The organism is Dickeya lacustris (assembly GCF_029635795.1).
In the GTDB taxonomy this organism is placed as follows: Bacteria; Pseudomonadota; Gammaproteobacteria; order Enterobacterales; family Enterobacteriaceae; genus Dickeya; species Dickeya lacustris.
This window is the reverse complement of sequence record NZ_CP114280.1, coordinates 3,891,239-3,911,925: the sequence shown is the minus strand read 5'-3', so window position 1 is coordinate 3,911,925 and position 20,687 is coordinate 3,891,239. Positions and strand designations below refer to the sequence as shown.

General features: G+C 49.2%; 19 protein-coding genes and 1 pseudogene. 8 read left to right on the top strand and 12 right to left on the bottom strand.

Annotation, left to right across the window (positions count from 1 at the left end; translation table 11 throughout):
- Positions 1 to 34 precede the first annotated feature (34 nt).
- The 3 genes from O1Q98_RS17650 to O1Q98_RS17640 all read right to left on the bottom strand — a co-directional run bounded on the left by O1Q98_RS17650 (position 35) and on the right by O1Q98_RS17640 (position 5,341).
- The gene (locus O1Q98_RS17650) at positions 35 to 1,048 is read right to left on the bottom strand and encodes a hypothetical protein (RefSeq protein ID WP_125258780.1); all 1,014 of its coding nucleotides are present in this window, start codon (positions 1,046 to 1,048) and stop codon (positions 35 to 37) included.
- Positions 1,049 to 2,038: 990 nt separating this feature from the next.
- Positions 2,039 to 3,478: a DEAD/DEAH box helicase family protein gene (locus tag O1Q98_RS17645; RefSeq protein ID WP_125258916.1), complete on the bottom strand. Its 1,440-nt coding sequence runs from the start codon at positions 3,476 to 3,478 to the stop codon at positions 2,039 to 2,041.
- 120 nt (positions 3,479 to 3,598) lie between these two features.
- Positions 3,599 to 5,341, bottom strand: coding sequence for a recombinase family protein (locus tag O1Q98_RS17640; protein ID WP_125258778.1), 1,743 nt, complete (start codon positions 5,339 to 5,341; stop codon positions 3,599 to 3,601).
- A gap of 22 nt (positions 5,342 to 5,363) precedes the next feature.
- Between O1Q98_RS17640 and O1Q98_RS17635 the strand changes: the two genes are divergently transcribed.
- From O1Q98_RS17635 to O1Q98_RS17620, 4 genes are read left to right on the top strand one after another with little or no spacing between them, the layout of a single operon-like run.
- Positions 5,364 to 5,723 carry an ArsC family reductase gene (locus O1Q98_RS17635; protein WP_125258915.1) on the top strand — a complete coding sequence of 120 codons (360 nt, stop codon included), beginning with the start codon at positions 5,364 to 5,366 and terminating at the stop codon, positions 5,721 to 5,723.
- Position 5,724: 1 nt separating this feature from the next.
- Positions 5,725 to 6,852 (top strand): succinyl-diaminopimelate desuccinylase, encoded by a 1,128-nt coding sequence (gene dapE, locus O1Q98_RS17630; protein WP_125258777.1) that lies wholly within the window; start codon positions 5,725 to 5,727, stop codon positions 6,850 to 6,852.
- Positions 6,849 to 7,535 (top strand): M15 family metallopeptidase, encoded by a 687-nt coding sequence (locus tag O1Q98_RS17625; protein ID WP_125258776.1) that lies wholly within the window; start codon positions 6,849 to 6,851, stop codon positions 7,533 to 7,535. Before dapE ends, O1Q98_RS17625 begins: the two co-directional genes overlap by 4 nt.
- 34 nt (positions 7,536 to 7,569) lie before the next feature.
- Positions 7,570 to 7,758, top strand: a complete 189-nt coding sequence (locus O1Q98_RS17620; protein WP_125258775.1) for a YpfN family protein — start codon at positions 7,570 to 7,572, stop codon at positions 7,756 to 7,758.
- Positions 7,759 to 7,833: 75 nt separating this feature from the next.
- Here O1Q98_RS17620 and ypfH read toward each other — a convergent pair whose 3' ends face one another.
- The 6 genes and pseudogenes from ypfH to dapA all read right to left on the bottom strand — a co-directional run bounded on the left by ypfH (position 7,834) and on the right by dapA (position 14,386).
- Positions 7,834 to 8,520: an esterase gene (gene ypfH, locus O1Q98_RS17615; protein WP_125258774.1), complete on the bottom strand. Its 687-nt coding sequence runs from the start codon at positions 8,518 to 8,520 to the stop codon at positions 7,834 to 7,836.
- A gap of 229 nt (positions 8,521 to 8,749) precedes the next feature.
- Positions 8,750 to 10,779: pseudogene (locus tag O1Q98_RS17610) on the bottom strand (tRNA(Met) cytidine acetyltransferase TmcA).
- A 20-nt stretch (positions 10,780 to 10,799) separates the two neighbouring features.
- Positions 10,800 to 11,252 (bottom strand): DUF441 domain-containing protein, encoded by a 453-nt coding sequence (locus tag O1Q98_RS17605; RefSeq protein WP_125258773.1) that lies wholly within the window; start codon positions 11,250 to 11,252, stop codon positions 10,800 to 10,802.
- Positions 11,253 to 11,587: 335 nt separating this feature from the next.
- The gene (purC, locus tag O1Q98_RS17600; RefSeq protein WP_125258772.1) at positions 11,588 to 12,301 is read right to left on the bottom strand and encodes a phosphoribosylaminoimidazolesuccinocarboxamide synthase; all 714 of its coding nucleotides are present in this window, start codon (positions 12,299 to 12,301) and stop codon (positions 11,588 to 11,590) included.
- A gap of 149 nt (positions 12,302 to 12,450) precedes the next feature.
- The gene (bamC, locus tag O1Q98_RS17595; RefSeq protein WP_125258771.1) at positions 12,451 to 13,491 is read right to left on the bottom strand and encodes an outer membrane protein assembly factor BamC; all 1,041 of its coding nucleotides are present in this window, start codon (positions 13,489 to 13,491) and stop codon (positions 12,451 to 12,453) included.
- Positions 13,492 to 13,507: 16 nt separating this feature from the next.
- A complete protein-coding gene (gene dapA / locus O1Q98_RS17590; protein WP_125258770.1) occupies positions 13,508 to 14,386 on the bottom strand; it encodes a 4-hydroxy-tetrahydrodipicolinate synthase in 879 nt (292 codons plus the stop codon).
- Between the two features lie 111 nt (positions 14,387 to 14,497).
- Here dapA and O1Q98_RS17585 point away from each other — a divergent pair, with 111 nt between their 5' ends.
- The 4 genes from O1Q98_RS17585 (at position 14,498) to arsC (ending at position 17,598) form a co-directional block, all read left to right on the top strand.
- Positions 14,498 to 15,103 (top strand): glycine cleavage system transcriptional repressor, encoded by a 606-nt coding sequence (locus O1Q98_RS17585; protein ID WP_205744242.1) that lies wholly within the window; start codon positions 14,498 to 14,500, stop codon positions 15,101 to 15,103.
- Between the two features lie 2 nt (positions 15,104 to 15,105).
- Positions 15,106 to 15,573, top strand: a complete 468-nt coding sequence (gene bcp / locus O1Q98_RS17580; protein ID WP_125258768.1) for a thioredoxin-dependent thiol peroxidase — start codon at positions 15,106 to 15,108, stop codon at positions 15,571 to 15,573.
- Positions 15,574 to 15,762: 189 nt separating this feature from the next.
- Positions 15,763 to 17,226 (top strand): beta-barrel assembly-enhancing protease, encoded by a 1,464-nt coding sequence (bepA, locus tag O1Q98_RS17575; protein WP_125258767.1) that lies wholly within the window; start codon positions 15,763 to 15,765, stop codon positions 17,224 to 17,226.
- A gap of 15 nt (positions 17,227 to 17,241) precedes the next feature.
- Entirely contained in the window at positions 17,242 to 17,598 is a 357-nt protein-coding gene (gene arsC, locus O1Q98_RS17570) for an arsenate reductase (glutaredoxin) (protein ID WP_125258766.1), read from the top strand.
- 8 nt (positions 17,599 to 17,606) lie between these two features.
- On the opposite strand, the gene hda is transcribed toward arsC, so the two are convergent.
- From hda to upp, 3 genes are all read right to left on the bottom strand, one after another.
- Positions 17,607 to 18,314 carry a DnaA inactivator Hda gene (gene hda, locus O1Q98_RS17565; protein WP_125258765.1) on the bottom strand — a complete coding sequence of 236 codons (708 nt, stop codon included), beginning with the start codon at positions 18,312 to 18,314 and terminating at the stop codon, positions 17,607 to 17,609.
- Between the two features lie 165 nt (positions 18,315 to 18,479).
- Positions 18,480 to 19,769 (bottom strand): uracil permease, encoded by a 1,290-nt coding sequence (gene uraA / locus O1Q98_RS17560; RefSeq protein ID WP_125258764.1) that lies wholly within the window; start codon positions 19,767 to 19,769, stop codon positions 18,480 to 18,482.
- A 182-nt stretch (positions 19,770 to 19,951) separates the two neighbouring features.
- Positions 19,952 to 20,578: a uracil phosphoribosyltransferase gene (gene upp, locus O1Q98_RS17555; RefSeq protein WP_125258763.1), complete on the bottom strand. Its 627-nt coding sequence runs from the start codon at positions 20,576 to 20,578 to the stop codon at positions 19,952 to 19,954.
- Positions 20,579 to 20,687 lie beyond the last annotated feature (109 nt).

Here is a 20,687-nt window from a genome sequence, read left to right as displayed (position 1 = left end):
AATAACAATACCATCTGATACAGAAAACATCATGTTATGGATAACACGCATTATAATCACCTCCATTTTTCTGAACGCATTGTAACTTCTCAGAAAAATATGCCTCTTGAATTACTGGTTTGGCATTAGGACGAGAAAGGTGATTAGTTTTATTAATTAGTGAAAAAACACATTCTCTGAAAATGTTTTCCAGTTCAGTTTTCTTCTTAGAGTAATCGGCATTAACGATATCCCTTCTATACATTTCCTGTTTTAGCATAGACTTAGGAAATTCACTGAATGGTCGCCAATCCTGAGAGTCTTTCCATGCTGTATATGGAGCTAATTGATTTTTCAATTCCTGACGGCAATTAGATTTATCTATTGCCAAATCATATAATTTAAGACTTACCCCATATTCTAAATAGTCCATTTCTGCCACATCTCTTTCTACTGAATCATTTGAGTAAGATGCTATTTCATCAAGTATATTTTTAGTCAATTCAGTATTTTCTTTAAGATCTTTACTGATTAACTCTTGTGCTCGCTCCTTTCTACCAGAATCGGAAAATATAGCCACATACTTTGCCACCTTATCCTGTTCAGCTTTATCGGCTGCCGCTAACGCATCTTGAGCCGCCTTTTCAGCCTTTATAACTTTTTGCTCTTCTACGAATTTGGCATAATCGGCAACGTTAGTAATGTTATTTTCACGAGCAATAGAAAAATCTTTGCCGTCTTTAAATCCAAGTTTTTGTGCTCTGGATTCATCACTTGAGGATCGGGCAGCACTTGCCACGAAAGCCAGTACAATGATCAGTACTGGCACTGTATAATTGTTAACGAGTTTATAGGGTAAGTACTCAGCCCGGAGAGTACCTAAACCCAAAACAGCCCAACCTATCGCGGCAGTACTTGCCAGTAGCAGGCACAATCCAGCGAGGGAAAGCATGACTACCGACCATAAGCCAGTACCGACTGCGAAAAGATCACCAAATTTATCCATTGACGCAAGGAATAAAAACACTCCCCAAATGCCAAAAATTCCTATTTTAAAATATTTACTCACCGAAATTATCCTTTAATAATTGTCCAAATCGATGGTTCGTTCTATTTGTATTATCGGCAATAATTCGTTTGCCTTTAGGTAGCTCTCTTAAAAAGGAATCCCCCCAAAGTTTATAGGTTAGCAGTTGTACCACTCTCACCGTTTTGTCACTCCCGTTAGCTTCTCTCAGGCCAAAAGCACGGACTTAAAGCCGTCCGTATTCAGGTTCTCAAGAGTAACACGCACGTCCGACAATGATCGATATTAACGATCAATTTAACTATTATTGATCGTTATAAACTATCAAAATCTATTAATTCTATACAAATCAATAGGTAAAATCGATCAAAGGGATTCGTAGAACATAAAACTGGCTATGTATCTCATTTCAATACAGGGAATACTGGCGATTCCATCACGCAAACGCTCTCAAGACGTCGCTACGGCGTTTTATGGGGTTTTGTAAATTCAGGTATGTCAGTAACGCACATCGCGTTCAGAGGCTTCCTGTGCGTTTTGTCGGAAACACCATCATAAGGAGGAATGATTGGATCGGGTGTCGCTTCGCTCTGGACAGTACTGACAGGGCTTTTCCAGTGACTGAAACAGCAGATATCCCGCTAAGTACACAAAGGAGTCATTAGTATATAAGTGATTAAATAACAATCAGTTATGTACTTACTGAAAGGACAGAAAAACGCGATTGGTTCGCTCTGCCAGTGACTGAAAGGAACGCGGCAGTAGAACCGAATCCAGCGAACAGTACTCGCTTGCGGGTACTGTTTAAACCTTTTATCTATATAAACAATGGGATAGATATCAAGTACTCACTGCGTGAGCACTCTCACTAACTACCCGAAACAGTTCGCTTGCTTCGCCGCTCCTGCTTTCAGGTAGTTAATTCGCTTTTACTCGTTGTGATGTCTGAAATTTAATACCTAAAGACTTTTAAGGTATTATTTTTCGGACATTTATTGGTTTTATGATGGTGTTTCTGACAAATACGCGGGACTATTTCTGTTTCTTTTGTACTGCTTTTTCGTACTTCTCGTACATGGCGTCCTTTTCCTCAGTACTGAGATCTTTGTTAGTAGATGTGGCAAGAAAAGCCCTGAACGCTTCTAACTCAAGTCCTGGATTTTTGTCTTTCCAGCGGAGGAAACTCCTTGCTTTAGTGTTATCAAGAGTAAAACGCTTTTCCTTATTCATTGAACCTTGCGGCCTGCCTCTCAGCCCTTTTTCATCATCATCAATACCGAGATCTATGTACTCAATATTGTCAGTAAGAGATCTGGCCTGCCATTCATCAAAAACATAAACGGTCTGCGTTTCAGCACTGTCAAAATTCCTCGAAATCCCTCGTAGTACGAACTGGTGTAGACTTTCGTATTCCCTTGCGATGTGTATCGCCTCGCCGTCAATCTTAAAGAACAATTCACACTGTTTAGCTTCTGTTTCAGAGGGACGCATACAGGCCAGCCAAACGCACGTGAGCAAGTATTGGTACTGGTTGAATCCTCTGGCATCCGGGCTTATCTCTGTGCCGTTCTTGAGGCTCTGAGAATCACTTTTGTTCTTCGTCCAGTAGAAGTCTTGCCCGTCAAGTCTGGCATCGAGAAAATCGTATATTTTTTGTACTTTATCAGGGTTGTTAGTTTTCCATGTCCTTGATAGTTTGAATTTTTTAGAGAAGTAATAAACCTTTAACCTGTCTTTGAGTTCTGTTTCTCGTGTCTGTAATCCTTCAAGTTCAGTACTTTCAAATAATTCTTTGTTTCCTTTATAGATCAATGAGTTTTCGAAATTAGCACCAAGAAAGGTAATTGATATATCTGTGTACTTATTGAGATCTTTCCATGCGGTGATATTAAGCTGCTCCTTTTCAGCATCGATAAAGTACTCATTATTCATTATAAAAAGATCATTATCATTCAATACTGACAGTTGATTTAAAATGTTCTTTACTACATCACCCTGAACTTCTGGATTTCTTTCAGCCGCAATATACATATTTCTGTCATCTAATGACTGTACTTTATGGATTAAAACATTTCGGATAACATTTTTTATCTCAGGACTCCCTTCATTTATATTCTGGAAAGAGTGGAAATTAGTCACATCGTCAATATAAACATTCCAGCCAGATAACAATTCACGAGGGATTTTGAAAAACGTTTTATCTGTTATGATTAATGTTTTATTACTTCCAGATGAAAGATATTCAATAACTGAACTAATAACGCTTTCATCTTTTGGTACTGTATCCGTAATAATATACTCGCAATTATTGATTTTCTTTGCTGTCTGCTTAATAAGTTCTTGAGTGTTCTGTACTAAAATATATTTTTCAGTACTGTTATTGATTATATTACATATAGCTGTGGTTTTACCTGAACCACACTCAGCAGATACGTATTTAAACTTGTTATAAATAGGTGTAGGATTAATCATTTGTACACGCTCCATATTGATTAATTTAGAAAGGTCAGCCATTCCAGTGTCTGGCCTTTCGTTGTTTTAGTTATTAGTATTTAGGATCTCCAATGGGAACTGGATTAAACGACAGTATTTTTATTCAATCCATTCAATAAAACTTTCATTGAGATGATAATCAAAGCCATCAGGTTCACGCCCAACCATCATGGTCATATACATACTTATGTCTTCTATTGATTGGCCATTCCTTGCCTGTACCGTCCAAATGTCACCATTACTCTCAACTCTAAAGATCACTCGATTATTTTCGCTGAAAGAATAGGTTCGCCATCCATTTTTTTGAGAAATTTCACCTATCGCATTAATAGTACCGTTCTTTTTATTGAGTAAAAGCACATGCTTAACATGATAATCATTATAGTATTGAATATCTGCGATTATGAATTTTTTATTAGGTTCGGATGAGACATCGATACGCTTTATAACCTTCTTCAATTCAACTTCTAAACGTGCTCTTTCTTCTATATTTTTAACATCATGAACATCATCAGAAAATTCAACATGCGTTATACTGGTACTTTCTAATTTTGATGCCAATGATTCTTTCAGTAACTTTAATCTATCTTCTGCCTGAGACTGTTCATCAAGCATAGCAAAAGGAATCAACTGCCCTTGTTTTTTTCGTTTAGCAATACCCTGAACGTACTCATCAATATTCTTCTTCAACTCGACCATTTCAGACTTAATTTTATCTATTTCGTTAAATGTCCTATCTGTATTATTCAGCACTGCCGCAACATCGATATCTTTGATATGTTTTAGCATGGCTTTTTCAAAAGGCATATAAGGTAACATTGACGCAGAACAACCGTTATTCTCTCGTGAGTTTGAGCATTTTAAATACGTGTATTTTCCTGTAGTGTTCATACTCAAAGCGGAACCACAAAACGAGCATTTCACTACATAACTAAAAAGAGTTTTCTTTAAGTCATTGCGTATACGTCCGCTGTAATTGTGTCCCTCTAAACGTCTTTGTACTTCTCTAAATTCATCATCTGATACTAGTGCTGGATATATTTTCAATATTTCACTTGTAACGTTAATAGTGTCATCATCAAAGTTTCTATCAGTGATATTTGTAATGTAGTCGCCCTTACAGCGAACATTTCTAAGGACACGGCAAACTTTTGTACCTGTCCAAAGTTTGTCATTAATCAATCTTCCTGAATTATTCATCATCTTCGATATATTAAAACTGCGGATACCTGACAGGTATAAATCGAAAATCTCACGAATAATTTTCGCGTTATCATTAAGTTCGTATTTGTTATTAACAATACTAATCCACGGCGGGCAGTTTTTGATCATATACTGACCTTCTTCCTTTGCCATCCTACGGCGTTTGTCCCACCCTTTACGAATACGGTAACTTTTTAACCGGGACTCTTCATAAGCACGCTCAGCGATCATTGTCGCAAAGGTAAGGCTATTCGAGTGCCTGCGGCTAATAATTAGCCGCTTATCGACATCATGGAGTTCTATTTGCTTCTTATCGAGATGTGAAATGTATTCGACACATCTAAAGGGATTTTCACGCGAAAAACGATCAAGCGATTCAACAATGAGTACTGAACCCGGTTGAATCAGACCTTCTTTTACTTGTTTAAAGAACTTACCTAACCCAGCATTTTCCTGTAAGTGTTCGGCCTTGAACGCACTTCGCCCCTCATCCCTGATCACCTCATACTGTGGATCAAAATCCTGTGCTGCGGCATTATCATTAAAATAATTGATTAGCATAGATTCCTGGCGATCCAAACCATCGCCCTGTATCTGCTGATCCGAACTCACCCTTACATACAGGTAGCATTTTTTCATGTCTGATAACGCCCAAAAAAGTTTGTATAAGCTCTATGGTATCAAAAACTGCGATACCATGAAAAAAGCCCGTCGCTGGCTGGAAACACACCAGGTGGCTTATCACTTCCATGATTACCGTGTTGATGGTTTAAGCGACGAACAGCTACAGACGGCGATTGAACTGGCGGGTTGGCAACCACTGCTCAACACGCGGGGAACGACCTGGCGTAAGTTAGACGAATCCCTCCGCCAATCCATTGACAACGAAAGCGCCGCAAAAGCTGTTATGCTGCAATACCCTGCTCTGATTAAACGCCCGCTGTTAGTGACTGACTCAGGGAAATTCCTGCTCGGATTTAGTGAAGACAACTATCGGCACTTTTTTATGGAGAACAACTAACGTGTCTTGCCCGGTAATAGAATTGGCCCAGCAACTGATTAAACGCCCCTCACTCAGCCCGGATGACGCCGGTTGCCAGGCACTGATGATTGAACGATTACGAGCCATTGGTTTTACGGTTGAGCCGCTCAATTTTGGTGATACGCAAAATTTTTGGGCCTGGCGCGGACAGGGTAAAACGTTAGCCTTTGCTGGCCACACCGATGTCGTCCCTGTTGGTGACGAAAACCAGTGGCATACTCCGCCGTTTGAACCGACTATCCGCGACGGCATGTTATTTGGCCGAGGCGCCGCTGACATGAAGGGTTCTCTCGCCGCCATGGTCGTTGCCGCAGAACGTTTTGTCGCCGCACACCCCAACCACCAGGGGCGGCTGGCCTTTCTTATCACCTCAGATGAAGAAGCCAGTGCCGTTAACGGTACGGTAAAAGTTGTCGAGACATTGATGGCGCGCCAGGAGCGTCTGGATTATTGCCTGGTGGGTGAACCATCAAGCACCGAGCGAGTCGGTGATGTCGTAAAAAACGGCAGACGCGGCTCTATCACCGCGAACCTGCGGGTACAAGGTATTCAGGGCCATGTCGCTTATCCGCATCTGGCTGACAACCCGGTACACCGCGCACTGGCCGCCTTGCATGAGCTGGTGAACACCGTCTGGGATGAAGGTAATGAATTTTTCCCGCCAACCAGTATGCAGATAGCCAATATCAAAGCCGGGACAGGCAGCAACAATGTGATTCCTGGCGAGTTATACGTTCAGTTTAATTTTCGCTTTAGCACTGAACTGACGGATACGCTTATCAAACAACGCGTTGCCGCCTTACTTGATAGCCATCAACTCAACTACACGCTGGATTGGCAGCTTTCCGGCCATCCCTTCCTGACGGGGCGTGGAGAATTGGTTGAAGCGGTTGTTAAGGCGGTGCAGCACTATAACGAAATCACACCACAGTTACTGACGAATGGCGGCACCTCTGATGGCCGTTTCATTGCCCGCATGGGCGCTCAAGTGGTTGAACTTGGCCCCGTTAATGCCACGATTCACAAGGTCGATGAATGCGTCAGTGCCGCTGACCTGCAACTCTTGAGCCGGATGTATCAGCGTATTATGGAGCTGTTAATTGCATGATAAGCACGGTGTGCCTGACCGGTAAAAGCGATACGCATTTGGTGGCCTTAACCGGTTCGCACCGTCTTCAGGCTGAGGCAGCCAGCGCATTTCTTGCGATGCAACACGCCGCCGGGCGCGATGGATTTAATCTGCAACCGGCCAGCAGTTTTCGCGATTTTGAGCGCCAGCGTAGCATTTGGAATGGCAAATTTAACGGCACTCGCCCGCTGTTGGATAACAATAGCCAGCCGATTGATGCACTGTCGCTTGATGAAGGCGCACGCTGTCGTGCCATCTTGCGCTGGTCAGCGTTACCAGGAGCCAGCCGCCACCACTGGGGCTGCGATCTTGACGTGTATGACCCTGACCGGTTGCCCGAGACAGCATCGTTACAACTGGAGCCGTGGGAATATCAGCCCGGTGGTTACTTTGCCGGGCTTAACGAGTGGCTGACACAGCATATGGCTCATTTCGGGTTTTACCGGCCATTCGCGCAGGATAATGCCGGTGTTGCCATTGAGCCGTGGCACCTGAGCTACGCACCATTGGCACAAGAGGCGCAATCCTTGCTGACGCCTGAGTGCATGATGCAAGCCTGGCAGGGCGAGGATATCGGCGGTAAGCCTTGGCTTCTGGCGCATTTATCCTACATATTCGAGCGCTTTATCGTGATGGACAATGCGCCATCATTGATGCGCTGACCAATATTGACTGACTCTGGGAGAAAACCGCGTTATGGGATGGCTTGCTGATTACTGGTGGGTCGTGCTGCTGGTGTTATTAGGCATGATCATGAATGGCATCAAGGCGCTCAGTCGTCTTGATCACAAACGTTTTCTAAACGATAAACCCCCATTACCGCCGCACCGTGATAATAATGCACAGTGGGATAATGAAGACGAGTGGCCGAAAAAGAAACCCTGATTACGTGCCCCTAAACAGGCAGACCGGGAAATCCCGGCCTGCCGTTCAACAGAAATACACAATACAGCCTTTTCGCTAGCGAAAAGCGATCAACTCACCACGCGCGCCCATCACCGCCTCATCCCAAAAACGCTTGGGAATATAATGGTGCAGACGATCCAGGGCGCAATCCATCATCCGATCATCAATGGCATGCCCTAACTGAGGCACCAGATCGAGCGTGAAATCTGAGCCTTGGGCGCGCAAACTTGTAGCGGCCTCGCGAGCGTGATCGGCAATAATTACCGGATCGTCCTCGCCATGAACCAGATGCACCACAACGTCGTAAAATGGTTGTTCCGGCAGCGAGGCAAAACGACCACCGAAGGCAACGACGCGTCCGGCCAAATTGGGTTCAACCTTCAACGACTCGAGGATCATGATGGCTCCCTGCGAAAACCCCACCAGCGCAGTGTGCGCATAGTCAATGCCGGTTTGTTCCTGCCAGTAACGTACTGTCTCAACAAAATGTGGCATGGCCGCACCGACCCGGCGGGGCCGATTTTCCTCTGTCACCTCCTGAACGGAGAACCACTGGCGACCCTCGCCTAGGCTGATAGCCTGCGGGCCGCCAATACTGATAACCTGTGCCTGCGGAAATGAGTTGGCAAAATAACGCCCTACTTGCCCCATCGAAACCGGATTATCACCAACGCCGTGATAAAAAAGGAACAACTGCTTGGGTGAAGGAGGGGTTTGCACCACAAAATAATCATGCTTCATATCAGTCTCCCACGGTTCCGTGCAAGGAAACCGCCTATCAAACGTGTCTGGTTGTCACTATACGCCCCTCAGTGGCAGGTCAATATTGAGGTTTATTGAACAAGTTATTCCATTATCCTGTATCAGGATCAGTGTATATGACGCAGCGAGATTGGCAGGCTGAAGCACAGAAAATGTGACCAATTTGTGATCAAAGCCACTTGAAATGAATCCGAAAAGTAAAAACCCATTAACAAACCGCGATCCTTTCTTGCCAAGATTGCCATTGCAACGCATCCAGCTGGCATAGCGCTTCGGCCGCTTCCTGACGCCAGCGCTGAGTTAATGCTTTTCGACCCGCTAATTGCAGGTGCTGTACAGACTGTGTCACCGCCATGCCCTGCTCCAGCCACTGTCGCAGCGCGGGTAATGGTAACGGCGACTGGGTTATCAGGCGTGACAATGCCCCCTGACACGCCTGCGCCGTACGTTGAGCCAGCGCGAATCCGGCCAGATTGCGCCAGTCATCAGGCGTCAAATGCTTGTCATCTCGGGCAAGGCCCGGCAGCGACAGAGGAATCTCTCGCTGCAACCAGAACCAGTCTCGCGCCAGCTCCTGTTGTGCCGTGATTGCCAGCGTTTTACCCGCCTCACTGAGGGGCAACAGGGCCATCGCGCTATAACAACCGCTGCTGGCTTCAACATGGCTGCCTATTCGCACCAATAAAAATCCGCAGCGTTGCCAAAATCGCCACAGCCCCGGCTCAAAACCAAAACTCACAGATAAAAAATCCACCCCGGCCAACCGTGCCTGATGCTGCTGCGCAGCAACCAACGACTGGCCAATTCCTTGACCACGATGTGCTGCCAGCACGGCAATTCTGCTGATTCGTCGCGAGCGCAGTACCGGTGCCTGCCATACGTTGCCATGCGCGGCCAGCGACTGAGCCACCAGGCTGCCTCTGGGCCTACGGCGGCCTGCCCAAATCTCCCAGGCTAATGCTGGTGGCAACCCGCCCTCCTCCACCAGCCAAATAACCACCAGCGGTTTGCTGCCCGGCACGCGCGCTGGCGATATGCATTCCCGGCGCATCCAGCAGGCGGCGTAAATCCAGTGGCGAAGTACGATAATGGGCGCTACACAGTAATCCATAGCATTGCGCGAGGCGTTCTGGCTGATGCAGCCAGCCTGCCGGGATCTCTGCATCGATTGAAAAAGGCCCTGCTAATTTTTCTGGCACCTGCTTTTCCGCATCAAACAACAGCGCCCGGTCAATGATTCGCTCTAGTGCATCGTGCCCGGCAAAGCGCAGTGGCGAGGTCAGCTCAATCATCTGCCAGTCAGACAGTGATGCACAAAATTTCAGCAAAAAACCACGTCCAGTCCCCTCATACCCCAGCACCGTCGTTATCATCACAACCCGACGAAAATAGCCCAATAGCGCAGATAACAGCGCGCAGGGAATGGCCGCCGCCTCATCAATCAGTAACCAATCTGCGCGAATATCTTGCTGTTGCTGACAATAAGCCAGCAGCGCGTTCAGGGGCAAAAAATGCCGCGCGGCTACCGCACTCCTGCAATAACCTATCGCAGGCGGCACGCGAGGGGGCACTGACCCAACATGTCCCCTGACATTGACGCGCCAGCATCCCTGCCAGCGTCGATTTGCCACGACCGCGCGGAGCCGATATTACCGACACGCGCACGTCAGCGCCCAACAAGCGCTCAAGCGCCGCTTGTTGAGAGGCCGTTGGCGTACCGCTCGCCGGGTGCCACTCAGGTCGTGTGGATGGCGGGGGAATTGTCGATGGCCCGTCCTGTTCACGCCATATCACCACCTCATCGTCCAGTAATAGCTGACGTTGCAGATGACGAATAAAGTGGGGCGTCGCTATCGCCTCTGGCTGCTCACTCCAGCGCAAACTGTCACTATCCGGGCAATCAGGCCATGTCTCCCACTCCGGCGTGAGTAAAATCAGCCAGCTTCCCGCCCTTAACGTACCGGCCAGAATCGCTAATGCCTGAGCATCCAAGCCGGTGCGAGCATCAAACACCGCATGCTGGTATTCCTGCCCCAGCAGCATGTGCGCTCTGGCAGGCGGTAATGATGACACCTGCATGGGTGCCGCATCACTCAACCACAGCCAGTCGCCGCTCAACAAGCCACTCAGTTGTTGCGCACATTCATCACACCAGCCGGGTTGACCACTGAGCACAACCAAACGTCGAATACCATAGCGCTGTTGGTCGCGCTGGCTTTGCACGAATGAGTGGGCTATCGCCTGCGGTATCACGGCCGTTATCCTTTACCAATCAGGAGCGACAACAGCCCGGCGGCGATAAGCGGCCCAACCGGCACGCCGCGAAACAGCGCCACACCCATCACGGTGCCAACCAGCAATCCTGCCACCACCGAAGGCTGATTACTCATCAGGGTGACGCCTCGCCCACCAAGCCAGGAGACGCCAATGCCAATCGCTACCGCCAACAGCGATTGCCAGTGTACAAACGCACGCAGGATGTCACCGGCGGCAATTTTACCGCTGGCAATCGGCGCCATCACACCGATGGTCAGAACCAGAATGCCGCAAGAGAGGCCATATTTTTCTACCCACGGGAATGTCTGATGCAACGGTGTGATACGCACAATCACCAGAAACAAAATAGCCAGCGTCACGGTCATGTTCTGGCTGATAATGCCAAGGGCCGCCAATGCCAGTAACACCAGCAGCGTTGGGTCAAACGAAATCATGAAATATCCTTTCGGAATAAATAACTTAGCAGGATGTTCGAACAGAAGAGTACGTCATCATAGCACGCTTTGGTCGTGAAAAAGCGGCCTCAGACATCAGGAAAAAAACGCGTCAGAATAAAACGGTACGCCAATAAACAGGCCATTGGCGATAAACACGATGCAACTTAAGCGCAAACCGGTAATTCGCCACAGTCAACGCGCGAAGCAAGCGCATCATGCAAAAATAAAGGGCTACAAACATCGGATAGCATGCCGTAGCCCACTGAGGAACCGCCTGAGCGTCACCGTCTGGCAGCCGGTTAAGCACCGCCAGAACGGAAACGATTGCGCAGTTAGTCTAATTGAACGCCCAAACGACGTGCGACTTCCTCATACGCTTCAATCAACCCACCCAGGCTCTGGCGGAAACGATCTTTATCCATCTTATTGAGGGTTTCTTTATCCCACAGACGGCTGCCATCCGGCGAGAACTCATCGCCCAATACCACTTCGCCTTTAAACAGACCGAATTCCAGTTTGAAATCCACCAGGATAAGGCCCGCATCATCAAACAGTTTGCTCAACACTTCATTGGCTTTAAAACTCAACGCTTTCATGCACGCCAGATTTTCTTCACTGACCCAGCCAAAGGTTTTGCAGTAAGACTCATTCACCATCGGATCATGCATGGCATCATTTTTCAGGAACAGGTCAAACAGCGGCGGATTGAGAATCAGCCCTTCCTCAATGCCAAGACGCTTAACCAGCGACCCCGCAGAACGGTTACGTACCACGCATTCAACCGGCACCATCTCCAGTTTTTTCACCAGCACTTCATTGTCAGAAAGCAGGCTTACCATCTGAGTAGGAATCCCGGCTTCTTCCAGTTTACTCATGATGAAGTGGTTGAACTTGTTGTTGACCATTCCTTTGCGATCAAACTGCTCAATGCGAGCACCATCGCCTGCTGACGTATCATTGCGAAACTCCATCACCAGAAGATCAGGATCATTAGTGGCGTAGACCGTTTTCGCTTTTCCGCGATACAACTCAGCTAGTTTTTGCATCTTTTATTACTCCACACAAGTCAGGGCCACCGGCTCCGGGCCCGTTGATTGAACGCGTTGATACATCGATAACACAGGCAACGAAACGCATCACGCAGATAACTAAATGAAGAAGGGCCGGAGAATCCGACCCTTTGTTGTATGACATTTTACGACTTGCTCAATGCGGCCTGGAACACGGCAACCAGCGCATCATTTTGCGACTGGCTAAGGGTATGCCCTTTCGAGTCGATAAATTGCAGCGTGCTGCGATTGCCCAAGTCCCCAACCTGCAATTTATAGTCGCCATTTGGCAACTGTGGGTCGCTTGCGCCAAGCTCACTCCAGGTACTGCTGCCCGGTGCTTTATACGTCACCGCAACAGATCCCTGTGGTCGGCTGCGATCGCCAACCGTCATCCCCACTTTATCCAGTGCCTTCGGCAGACGATCCCAAACCTGATTGTAAGGGCCGCGCACTACCAGCAGTGGTAAACCAGAATCATCCGCCCCGCTTTGCACGTTTAACTGCTGGCTGTTGCGGTTTGCCTGAGCGCTCTCGCTCTCATTAAGCCGCTTATCCAACTCGTCAGATAACGTGTTGAGCATCAGTGAGCTGTAACGCTGAATCTCGTTGCCGTCTGTCACTGGAACGGTATTTTGCTGGAGCTCTAGCAGTTTCACCGTCAGCGCCAGCTGATACCCCTGCGTTTGCAGGCTTATCTGGTAACGGGCCTGATGAGCGGCATTTTCATCTTCACGCTTCCAGTTGACCCAGTCGGTGGTCAGTGTGCGGCTGGCGTCCTGACGGCTGGACACGGTATACCCCTTAGACTGAAGCACCTGGGTCAAGACCGGCCACAGACTGCCGTTACGCGCATTGTTTTCTAATAACAATGTGGCGGTACCGCCCGACACCTGACCGCGCGAACCATTTAGCAAAGCCAATGGCTGCATCGGCGGGCGAATATCCAGCGCTTTACCGAGAGCACCATTCGGGTTAACCGGTGGAATGTCATAATCCCCATTCTGTAACGGCAGAATCAAACCTGACGGTACATTCAGCGCCCGGTGTTCCGGGGTTTTCAGATAGGATTCATCGCCATTGGCCTGACGCTTGTAACGCTGATCGCCAGAACAGGCAGCCAGCAACATAATCAGCGAAACACCAACAACCTTTGCCACCATCGACTTTTGCAATGAAGAACTCATCAAATCTCCCTAACGGTTACAGCAGACCCGCCTGCTTCATAGCCTGCTCCATGATACCGCGACCAACATCCGTCAACGGCGTCATCGGCAGGCGAAGCGTATCGGTCGCCATCAATCCCAATGCCTTACAGGCCCATTTCACCGGAATCGGATTGGGTTCAACAAACAGTTTCTGATGCAGCGGCATCAAACGCTGATTCAAACGGCGGGCTTCAACGAAATTCCCCTGCGCGGCCAGCGCACACAGCGACGCCATTTCACGGGCAGCGATGTTAGCTGTCACAGAAATTACGCCATGCCCACCGAGTTGCATGAAGTCAAGCGAACTGGCGTCATCGCCACTTAGCAAGATAAAGCCTTCATCAACCAGCTCTTGGATCTGGCTAACCCGACTTAAGTTCCCGGTGGCTTCCTTAATGGCGACAATATTTTTGATTTCCGCCAGACGGGCGACCGTTTCCGGCAGCATGTCACACCCGGTACGAGACGGCACATTATAGAGGATCTGCGGCAGGTCAGTATGCTCGGCTATGGCCTTGAAATGCAGAAACAAACCATTTTGAGTCGGTTTGTTGTAATAGGGCGTCACGGTCAGGCACCCGGCCACACCCGTATTATTAAAACGCTGGGTAAGAGAAATCGCTTCCGCTGTAGAATTGGCACCCGTACCGGCAATCACCGGAATGCGGCCATCACACAACTCCAGCGTCAGCATCACTACATCGCCGTGTTCATCGTGGCTGAGTGTGGCCGACTCACCGGTCGTTCCCACAGAAACAATCGCAGATGTTCCACTAGCGACATGATAATCAATCAGTTTTTTCAGGCTCGCGCGATCAACGGCACCTTTGTCATCCATCGGCGTCACCAGAGCAACAATACTACCCGTAAACATTGGCCATCCCCTCCACAAACAAGTGCTTCATGGTACTTTTGACTTCTATGCAAAAGCAAGCTTGCAACCGTTGTTGTCAGCGCTTGGCAGGTGGTTTTTTTTATGTTTACCATGTTACTCCCAACATTTTGTACAGGAAGCACTATTTTGCCGCGCCCACAAGAACACTATCTGGTCATTACTGCGTTGGGTACCGATCGTCCCGGCATCGTGAATACGATAACCCGCCATGTCAGTAGCTGTGGTTGCAACATTGAAGATAGCCGACTTGCGATGTTAGGCACGGAATTCACGTTTATCATGCTGTTATCAGGCAGTTGGAACGCGATTACGCTCATCGAATCCACCTTACCGCTCAAAGGGGCCGAACTGGAGTTGCTGATTGTGATGAAGCGTACCGAATCGCAGTCCCGGCCGCCCATGCCCGCAACCGTGTGGGTCAAGGTCGATGTTACTGACTCACCACACATCATCGAACGCTTTACCGATCTGTTTGATTCGCATCAAATGAACATCGCCGAACTGGTGTCTAAAACTCAACCGGCAAACGGTGATATGCCGCCGCAACTTTACATCCAGATTACCGCACACAGCCCGGTCACACTGGATGGTTCAATTATTGAGCCGGCCTTTCATCAACTATGTACAGAACTGCATGCACAAGGCAGTATTAGCGTTGTGAACTATCCACAGCACGAAAATAAAGATGGAGAGTAGTGATGACCACACTGAAAGCCGGTGATATTGCACCGAAATTTAGCTTGCCCGACCAGGATGGCGAACAAGTAAATTTGGCCGACTTCCAGGGACAACGGGTGTTGGTGTATTTCTATCCAAAAGCAATGACGCCGGGTTGCACTGTGCAAGCCTGTGGACTTCGCGATAATATGGACGAGCTAAAAACCTTTGGCGTTGAAATTCTGGGAATTAGCACTGACAAACCGGAAAAACTGTCGCGGTTTGTAGAAAAAGAGCTGCTCAACTTTACGTTGCTTGCCGATGAAGACCATCAGGTTGCAGAACAGTTTGGCGTCTGGGGCGAGAAAACTTTTATGGGAAAAACCTATGATGGTATCCATCGCATCAGTTTTCTTATCGACGCTGAGGGTAAGGTTGAACACGTTTTTGATGATTTCAAAACCAGCAATCACCACGATATCGTCTTGAATTACCTGAAAAGCGCCTAATCGCTTTCACTGCCATTCTCATTGCCGATGCAAGACAGCGCGCATCGGCAACTTGCTTCGCCACACATTTTCCTTTGTCACACATTTTCCTTTTTTAGTCGGCCTTTTTTCCCCATCGTGTTTCATTGTCTGCCATCGCTGGCTAAGATGATGTCCATCTATTGGGGCTGTTGAAGGTTATCATCCGTTATGTTGTCTCGGTTTAAACCCACGGCTATCGCCATTCTGGCTGGCGTGCTGCTAAACGCGAGCCCGTTCAGTCTTGCTCAAGAGATGCCCTCAACCCTGCCAGACATCGGCACCACCGCTGGCGCAACGCTCAGTATTAATCAAGAGCGTCTGATGGGCGATTTTTACCTGCGCCAGTTGCGCGGCGGCGCACCGCTGATTAATGACCCATTACTGTTGCAATATATTAACCAGTTAGGCGGGCGGCTGGTTGCATCGGCAGACTCGGTGCGCACACCATTCAGTTTCTTTTTGGTTAATAATGACGAAATCAACGCGTTTGCGTTTTTTGGCGGCAATGTCGTACTGCATTCCGGTTTATTTCGTTATATCGACAACGAAAGCGAACTTGCCTCGGTGCTGGCGCATGAAATTTCCCACGTCACTCAGCGCCATCTGGCCAGAGCGATGGAAGCACAAAAAGCCAGCGCGCCGCTCGCCTGGGCAGGTGCTTTTGGCTCGCTGCTGCTGGCGATGGCCAACCCGCAGGCCGGTTTTGCCGCACTGAGTGGCACACTGGCGGGCGCGCAGCAAAGCGTAATCAGCTTTACCCAATCTAATGAACAGGAAGCTGACCGTATCGGCATTCAGGTGCTACAACGGGCCGGTTTCGATCCGCAGTCGATGCCTAACTTTCTGCAACGTCTGGCAGACATGTCACGCTATGCGACGAAGCCGCCAGAAATGTTGTTAACACACCCGCTGCCAGAAAGCCGTCTGGCCGATGCCCGTAATCGCGCCAACCAGATGAAGGCGACGCCATTGCATGCCTCGCAAGATTTTATGTTCGCCAAGGTGCGCGTATTGGGCATGTACGGTTCACAGGATGCGCCTTATGCACAAGCGCTGATTGATAACTGGGCTAAAGGCAACCAGCGTGAACAGCAGGCTGCGCAATATGGGCGCGCCATCCGCGCATATCAGGCCAAAAAATATGATGACGCGCGTAACGCCTTGCAGCCGTTGCTGGAAAAATCCCCGGCTAATCCGTGGTTTTTAGATTTGCTCACAGACATAGACATCGGTCAGCAGCGCCCCGAATTAGCGGTAGCACGGTTACAGAAGATGGCCGATGCTCAGGGCAATCCGGTGCTTGAACTTAACTTGTCTAATGCGTTGGTAGAAAGCCACAAGCCCGCTGAAGCGAGCCGTATTTTGCGCAAATACACCTATGCCCACCCTGACGATACCAACGGTTGGGATCTGTTGGCGCAGGCCAGCGCCGCCCAAAATATGCGCAGCGAAGAGCTGGCTGCCCGGGCAGAGAGTTTGGCGTTGACCGGGAAGCTCGATCAAGCGATTCGATTACTCAGTAATGCCAGTTCACAAAGTAAACTCGGCAGCATGGATCAAGCCCGCTATGACGCTCGTATCGATCAGTTACGTGCTTTACAGCAACGCTTCCGTCCTTATGAAAAATCTTAAGATAGAGTCAATAATATGAGCCAACAGGTCACGATTTATCACAACCCACGCTGTTCAAAAAGCCGAGAGACGCTCGCCCTATTACAACAGCACGGCATCAATCCAGAGATAGTGTTGTATCTCGACACACCGCCAGATGCGGCCACGCTGACCTCTATTCTCGAAAAACTCGGCTTTAGCCACGCACGCGAGCTGATGCGCAGTAAAGAAGAGCTGTATCGGGAACTGGGTCTGGCTGAGGCTCATCTTAGCGAAGCAGAACTGATTCAGGCGATGGTCAGTCACCCGAAATTAATTGAACGCCCTATCGTACTGGCTAACGGTAAAGCCAGAATCGGCAGGCCGCCAGAGCAGGTGCTGGACATTCTCTAACCCGGCGATTACAAGTCGAGGATCTCTTTGACAAAGGGAATCGTGAGCTTGCGCTGGGCGGTGATAGACGCGCGATCCAACTGGTCGAGCGTCATAAAGAGTGTACGCATCTGCCTGTCCAGCCTCTTCAACAAGAAACGGCTGACATCTTCCGGCAGTTCAAACCCCCGCAGTCGGGCACGCAATTGCAGCGCCTCGCCTTTCTCGTCGTCGGATAGCGGCTGTAAGCGATAAATCTGCCCCCAGTCAAGGCGTGAAGCCAGGTCAGGAAGTTGCAGATTAAGCTGGCGCGGCGGGCGATCGCCGGTAATCAACAGCCGGGTTCGGCCGCTCTCTTGTATGCGGTTATAGAGGTTGAACATCGCCATTTCCCACTCACTGTCACCGGCGATAGACTCAATGTTATCAATGCACACCAGCGCCAGTTGCTCCATCCCTTCCAGCACATCGGTTACAAAGTAAGCACGCTTATCGAGCGGTACATACCCCACCGCGCTGCCAAGACGGGACAACTGCGCACAGGCCGCATGCAGCAAGTGACTGCGCCCCCCGCCTTCGCGTGACCAGAAATAGATATAGCTACCATGCTCTTGCTCCAGAGTATTATGAATAGCGGCCAGCAGGGACGTGTTCTCACCCGGATAGAAACTGGCAAAGGTTTCGTCATCGGGCAGATAGAGTGGCAATGATAGCTGTGCCGGTGTGTTCAGAAGCACCTCAAACCAAACAGGCAGGAAAACGCGACAAGTTTAGCATATAACCTGTTGCTGATAGAACCGGCATCCATGCCAGGCGGTTGTCAGGCGCTCTTTATATTTATACGCCCGACAACCAGACGGTAACGTTCATCTATACGCATCATCTCAATCCGATGCGGCGTATTAATGCCCTGCGCTTCCCTCTTCAGCGGCCTCTATCACCTCTTCTTCTTTACGGAATTGGCTAATGAGACGAAACAGTAAACTCAGGCAGATACCCACAACCGTTGCCAGCGCCATGCCTTTAAGCTCAACTGCGCCAAAATGGATTTTTGCGCCACTGACGCCGATAATCAGGATGACCGATGTCAGGATCAGGTTCTGTGCTTTGTTGTAATCGACTTTGGATTCAATCAGTACACGGATACCGGATGCGCCAATCACGCCGTACAGCAGTAATGACACACCGCCCATCACCGGCACAGGCACGGCCTGAATCGCCGCCGCCAGCTTGCCGACGCAAGAAAGCAGAATGGCGATCACCGCCGCGCCGCCAATCACCCAAGTGCTATATACCTTGGTGATCGCCAGCACGCCGATATTCTCGCCATAAGTGGTGTTCGGCGTTGAACCAAAGAAGCCGGAGAGTATGGTGGATACGCCGTTGGCGAACAGAGAGCGATGCAAACCGGGATCTTTCACCAGATCGCGCTTCACAATATTGGCCGTCACCACCAGATGACCAATATGCTCGGCTATCACCACTAATGCAGCCGGTAATACCGTCAGCATCGCGACCCATTCAAAACGCGGCGTATAAAACGTCGGCAGTGCAAACCAGTGAGCCTGAGCAATCGGCGTTAAATCCACCATTCCCATCACAAAGGCAAGGGCATAGCCCACCAACACGCCAATCAGGATAGGAATGATAGCCAGAAAACCGCGAAACAGTACCGACCCCAGCACCGTGACCGCCAGCGTCACCAGCGAGACCGTCACAGTTTTGCTGTCCATTTCCACACCGGCGGCTGGTAGCAACCCGGCCATGTTAGCCGCCACGCCCGCCAGTTCCAGACCGATGACAGCAACAATCGCCCCCATCGCAGCCGGAGGGAAAATCACATCCAGCCAGCCCGTTCCGGCTTTTTTTACCACCAACGCGACCAGGCAAAACAGCGCGCCACACAAAATAAACCCACCCAACGCCACTTCATACCCCTGAGGCAGCAGCAGAAACACCGGTGAGAGAAACGCAAAGCTGGAGCCAAGATAAGCCGGAATTTTCCCTTTACAGATAAACAGATACAGCAAAGTACCAATACCGTTGAACAGCAACACCGTCGCCGGGTTTATCTTGAACAACATCGGCACCAACACCGTGGCGCCAAACATGGCAAACAGGTGCTGAAAGCTTAACGGAATCGTTTGCAAAAGCGGGGGTCGTTCACTGACGCCAATAGCGCGACGAGTCATCTTATTTTCCTCTGTATGTCATGCAATTACCGGGGTATCCGGCAGAAATGTCAGCCCTGTCGTCAATAACAGGCGCTGCAAAATATCGCCATCCGTGGTAAGCATGCGAACGCCGGGCGTAGGCACGACGGCCCTGTTGGCATACGCAAAAAAAAGCCGACTCGATAGTCGGCTTTTAAAGATCACTTGGTTCCAAACAACTTATCGCCCGCATCGCCCAGGCCCGGCATGATATAACCGTGTTCATTGAGACCTTTGTCGATGGAGGCCGTGTAGAGCTCAATATCAGGATGGGCTTTTTCCAGCGCGGCAATGCCCTCGGGCGCGGCAACCAACACCAGCACCTTAATGCTCTGACAACCGGCTTTTTTCAGCAAATCAATAGTGGCAATCATGGAACCACCGGTCGCCAACATCGGGTCAACCACCAGCGCCATACGCTCATCAATGTTAGACGCCAGTTTCTGGAAATAAGGCACCGGCTCCAGCGTTTGTTCATCACGATACATCCCCACCACACTGATACGCGCGCTGGGAACGTTTTCCAGCACCCCTTCCATCATGCCAAGGCCGGCACGCAGAATCGGCACGACGGTAATCTTCTTACCTTTTATCTGATCAATTTCAACCGGGCCACACCAACCCTCGATGGTCACTTTCTCCGTTGCCAGATCGGCAGTGGCTTCATAAGTCAGCAAACTGCCGACTTCCGATGCCAGTTCGCGAAAACGTTTGGTGCTGATGTCATGCTCACGCATCAGACCCAGTTTATGTTTGACAAGCGGGTGTTTTACCTCGACGATCTTCATTACTTTTCTCCCCATCGGCGGTTGGCGGCCAAAAAAATCGCGGGATTATACCGCTTTTTGAAATAAGTGCCATAGACTCTGGGCTGATCCAAATCAAGCCAAGAGGGAA

What these genes read in the sequence shown, in the direction of transcription:
- O1Q98_RS17645 (WP_125258916.1), bottom strand. Translation starts at nt 3,478, where the DNA reads ATGATTAATCCTACACCTATTTATAACAAGTTTAAATACGTATCTGCT.
- O1Q98_RS17640 (WP_125258778.1), bottom strand. Translation starts at nt 5,341, where the DNA reads ATGAAAAAATGCTACCTGTATGTAAGGGTGAGTTCGGATCAGCAGATA.
- O1Q98_RS17625 (WP_125258776.1), top strand. Translation starts at nt 6,849, where the DNA reads ATGATAAGCACGGTGTGCCTGACCGGTAAAAGCGATACGCATTTGGTG.
- O1Q98_RS17620 (WP_125258775.1), top strand. Translation starts at nt 7,570, where the DNA reads ATGGGATGGCTTGCTGATTACTGGTGGGTCGTGCTGCTGGTGTTATTA.
- ypfH (WP_125258774.1), bottom strand. Translation starts at nt 8,520, where the DNA reads ATGAAGCATGATTATTTTGTGGTGCAAACCCCTCCTTCACCCAAGCAG.
- O1Q98_RS17605 (WP_125258773.1), bottom strand. Translation starts at nt 11,252, where the DNA reads ATGATTTCGTTTGACCCAACGCTGCTGGTGTTACTGGCATTGGCGGCC.
- purC (WP_125258772.1), bottom strand. Translation starts at nt 12,301, where the DNA reads ATGCAAAAACTAGCTGAGTTGTATCGCGGAAAAGCGAAAACGGTCTAC.
- bamC (WP_125258771.1), bottom strand. Translation starts at nt 13,491, where the DNA reads ATGAGTTCTTCATTGCAAAAGTCGATGGTGGCAAAGGTTGTTGGTGTT.
- dapA (WP_125258770.1), bottom strand. Translation starts at nt 14,386, where the DNA reads ATGTTTACGGGTAGTATTGTTGCTCTGGTGACGCCGATGGATGACAAA.
- O1Q98_RS17585 (WP_205744242.1), top strand. Translation starts at nt 14,498, where the DNA reads ATGTTACTCCCAACATTTTGTACAGGAAGCACTATTTTGCCGCGCCCA.
- bcp (WP_125258768.1), top strand. Translation starts at nt 15,106, where the DNA reads ATGACCACACTGAAAGCCGGTGATATTGCACCGAAATTTAGCTTGCCC.
- bepA (WP_125258767.1), top strand. Translation starts at nt 15,763, where the DNA reads ATGTTGTCTCGGTTTAAACCCACGGCTATCGCCATTCTGGCTGGCGTG.
- arsC (WP_125258766.1), top strand. Translation starts at nt 17,242, where the DNA reads ATGAGCCAACAGGTCACGATTTATCACAACCCACGCTGTTCAAAAAGC.
- uraA (WP_125258764.1), bottom strand. Translation starts at nt 19,769, where the DNA reads ATGACTCGTCGCGCTATTGGCGTCAGTGAACGACCCCCGCTTTTGCAA.
- upp (WP_125258763.1), bottom strand. Translation starts at nt 20,578, where the DNA reads ATGAAGATCGTCGAGGTAAAACACCCGCTTGTCAAACATAAACTGGGT.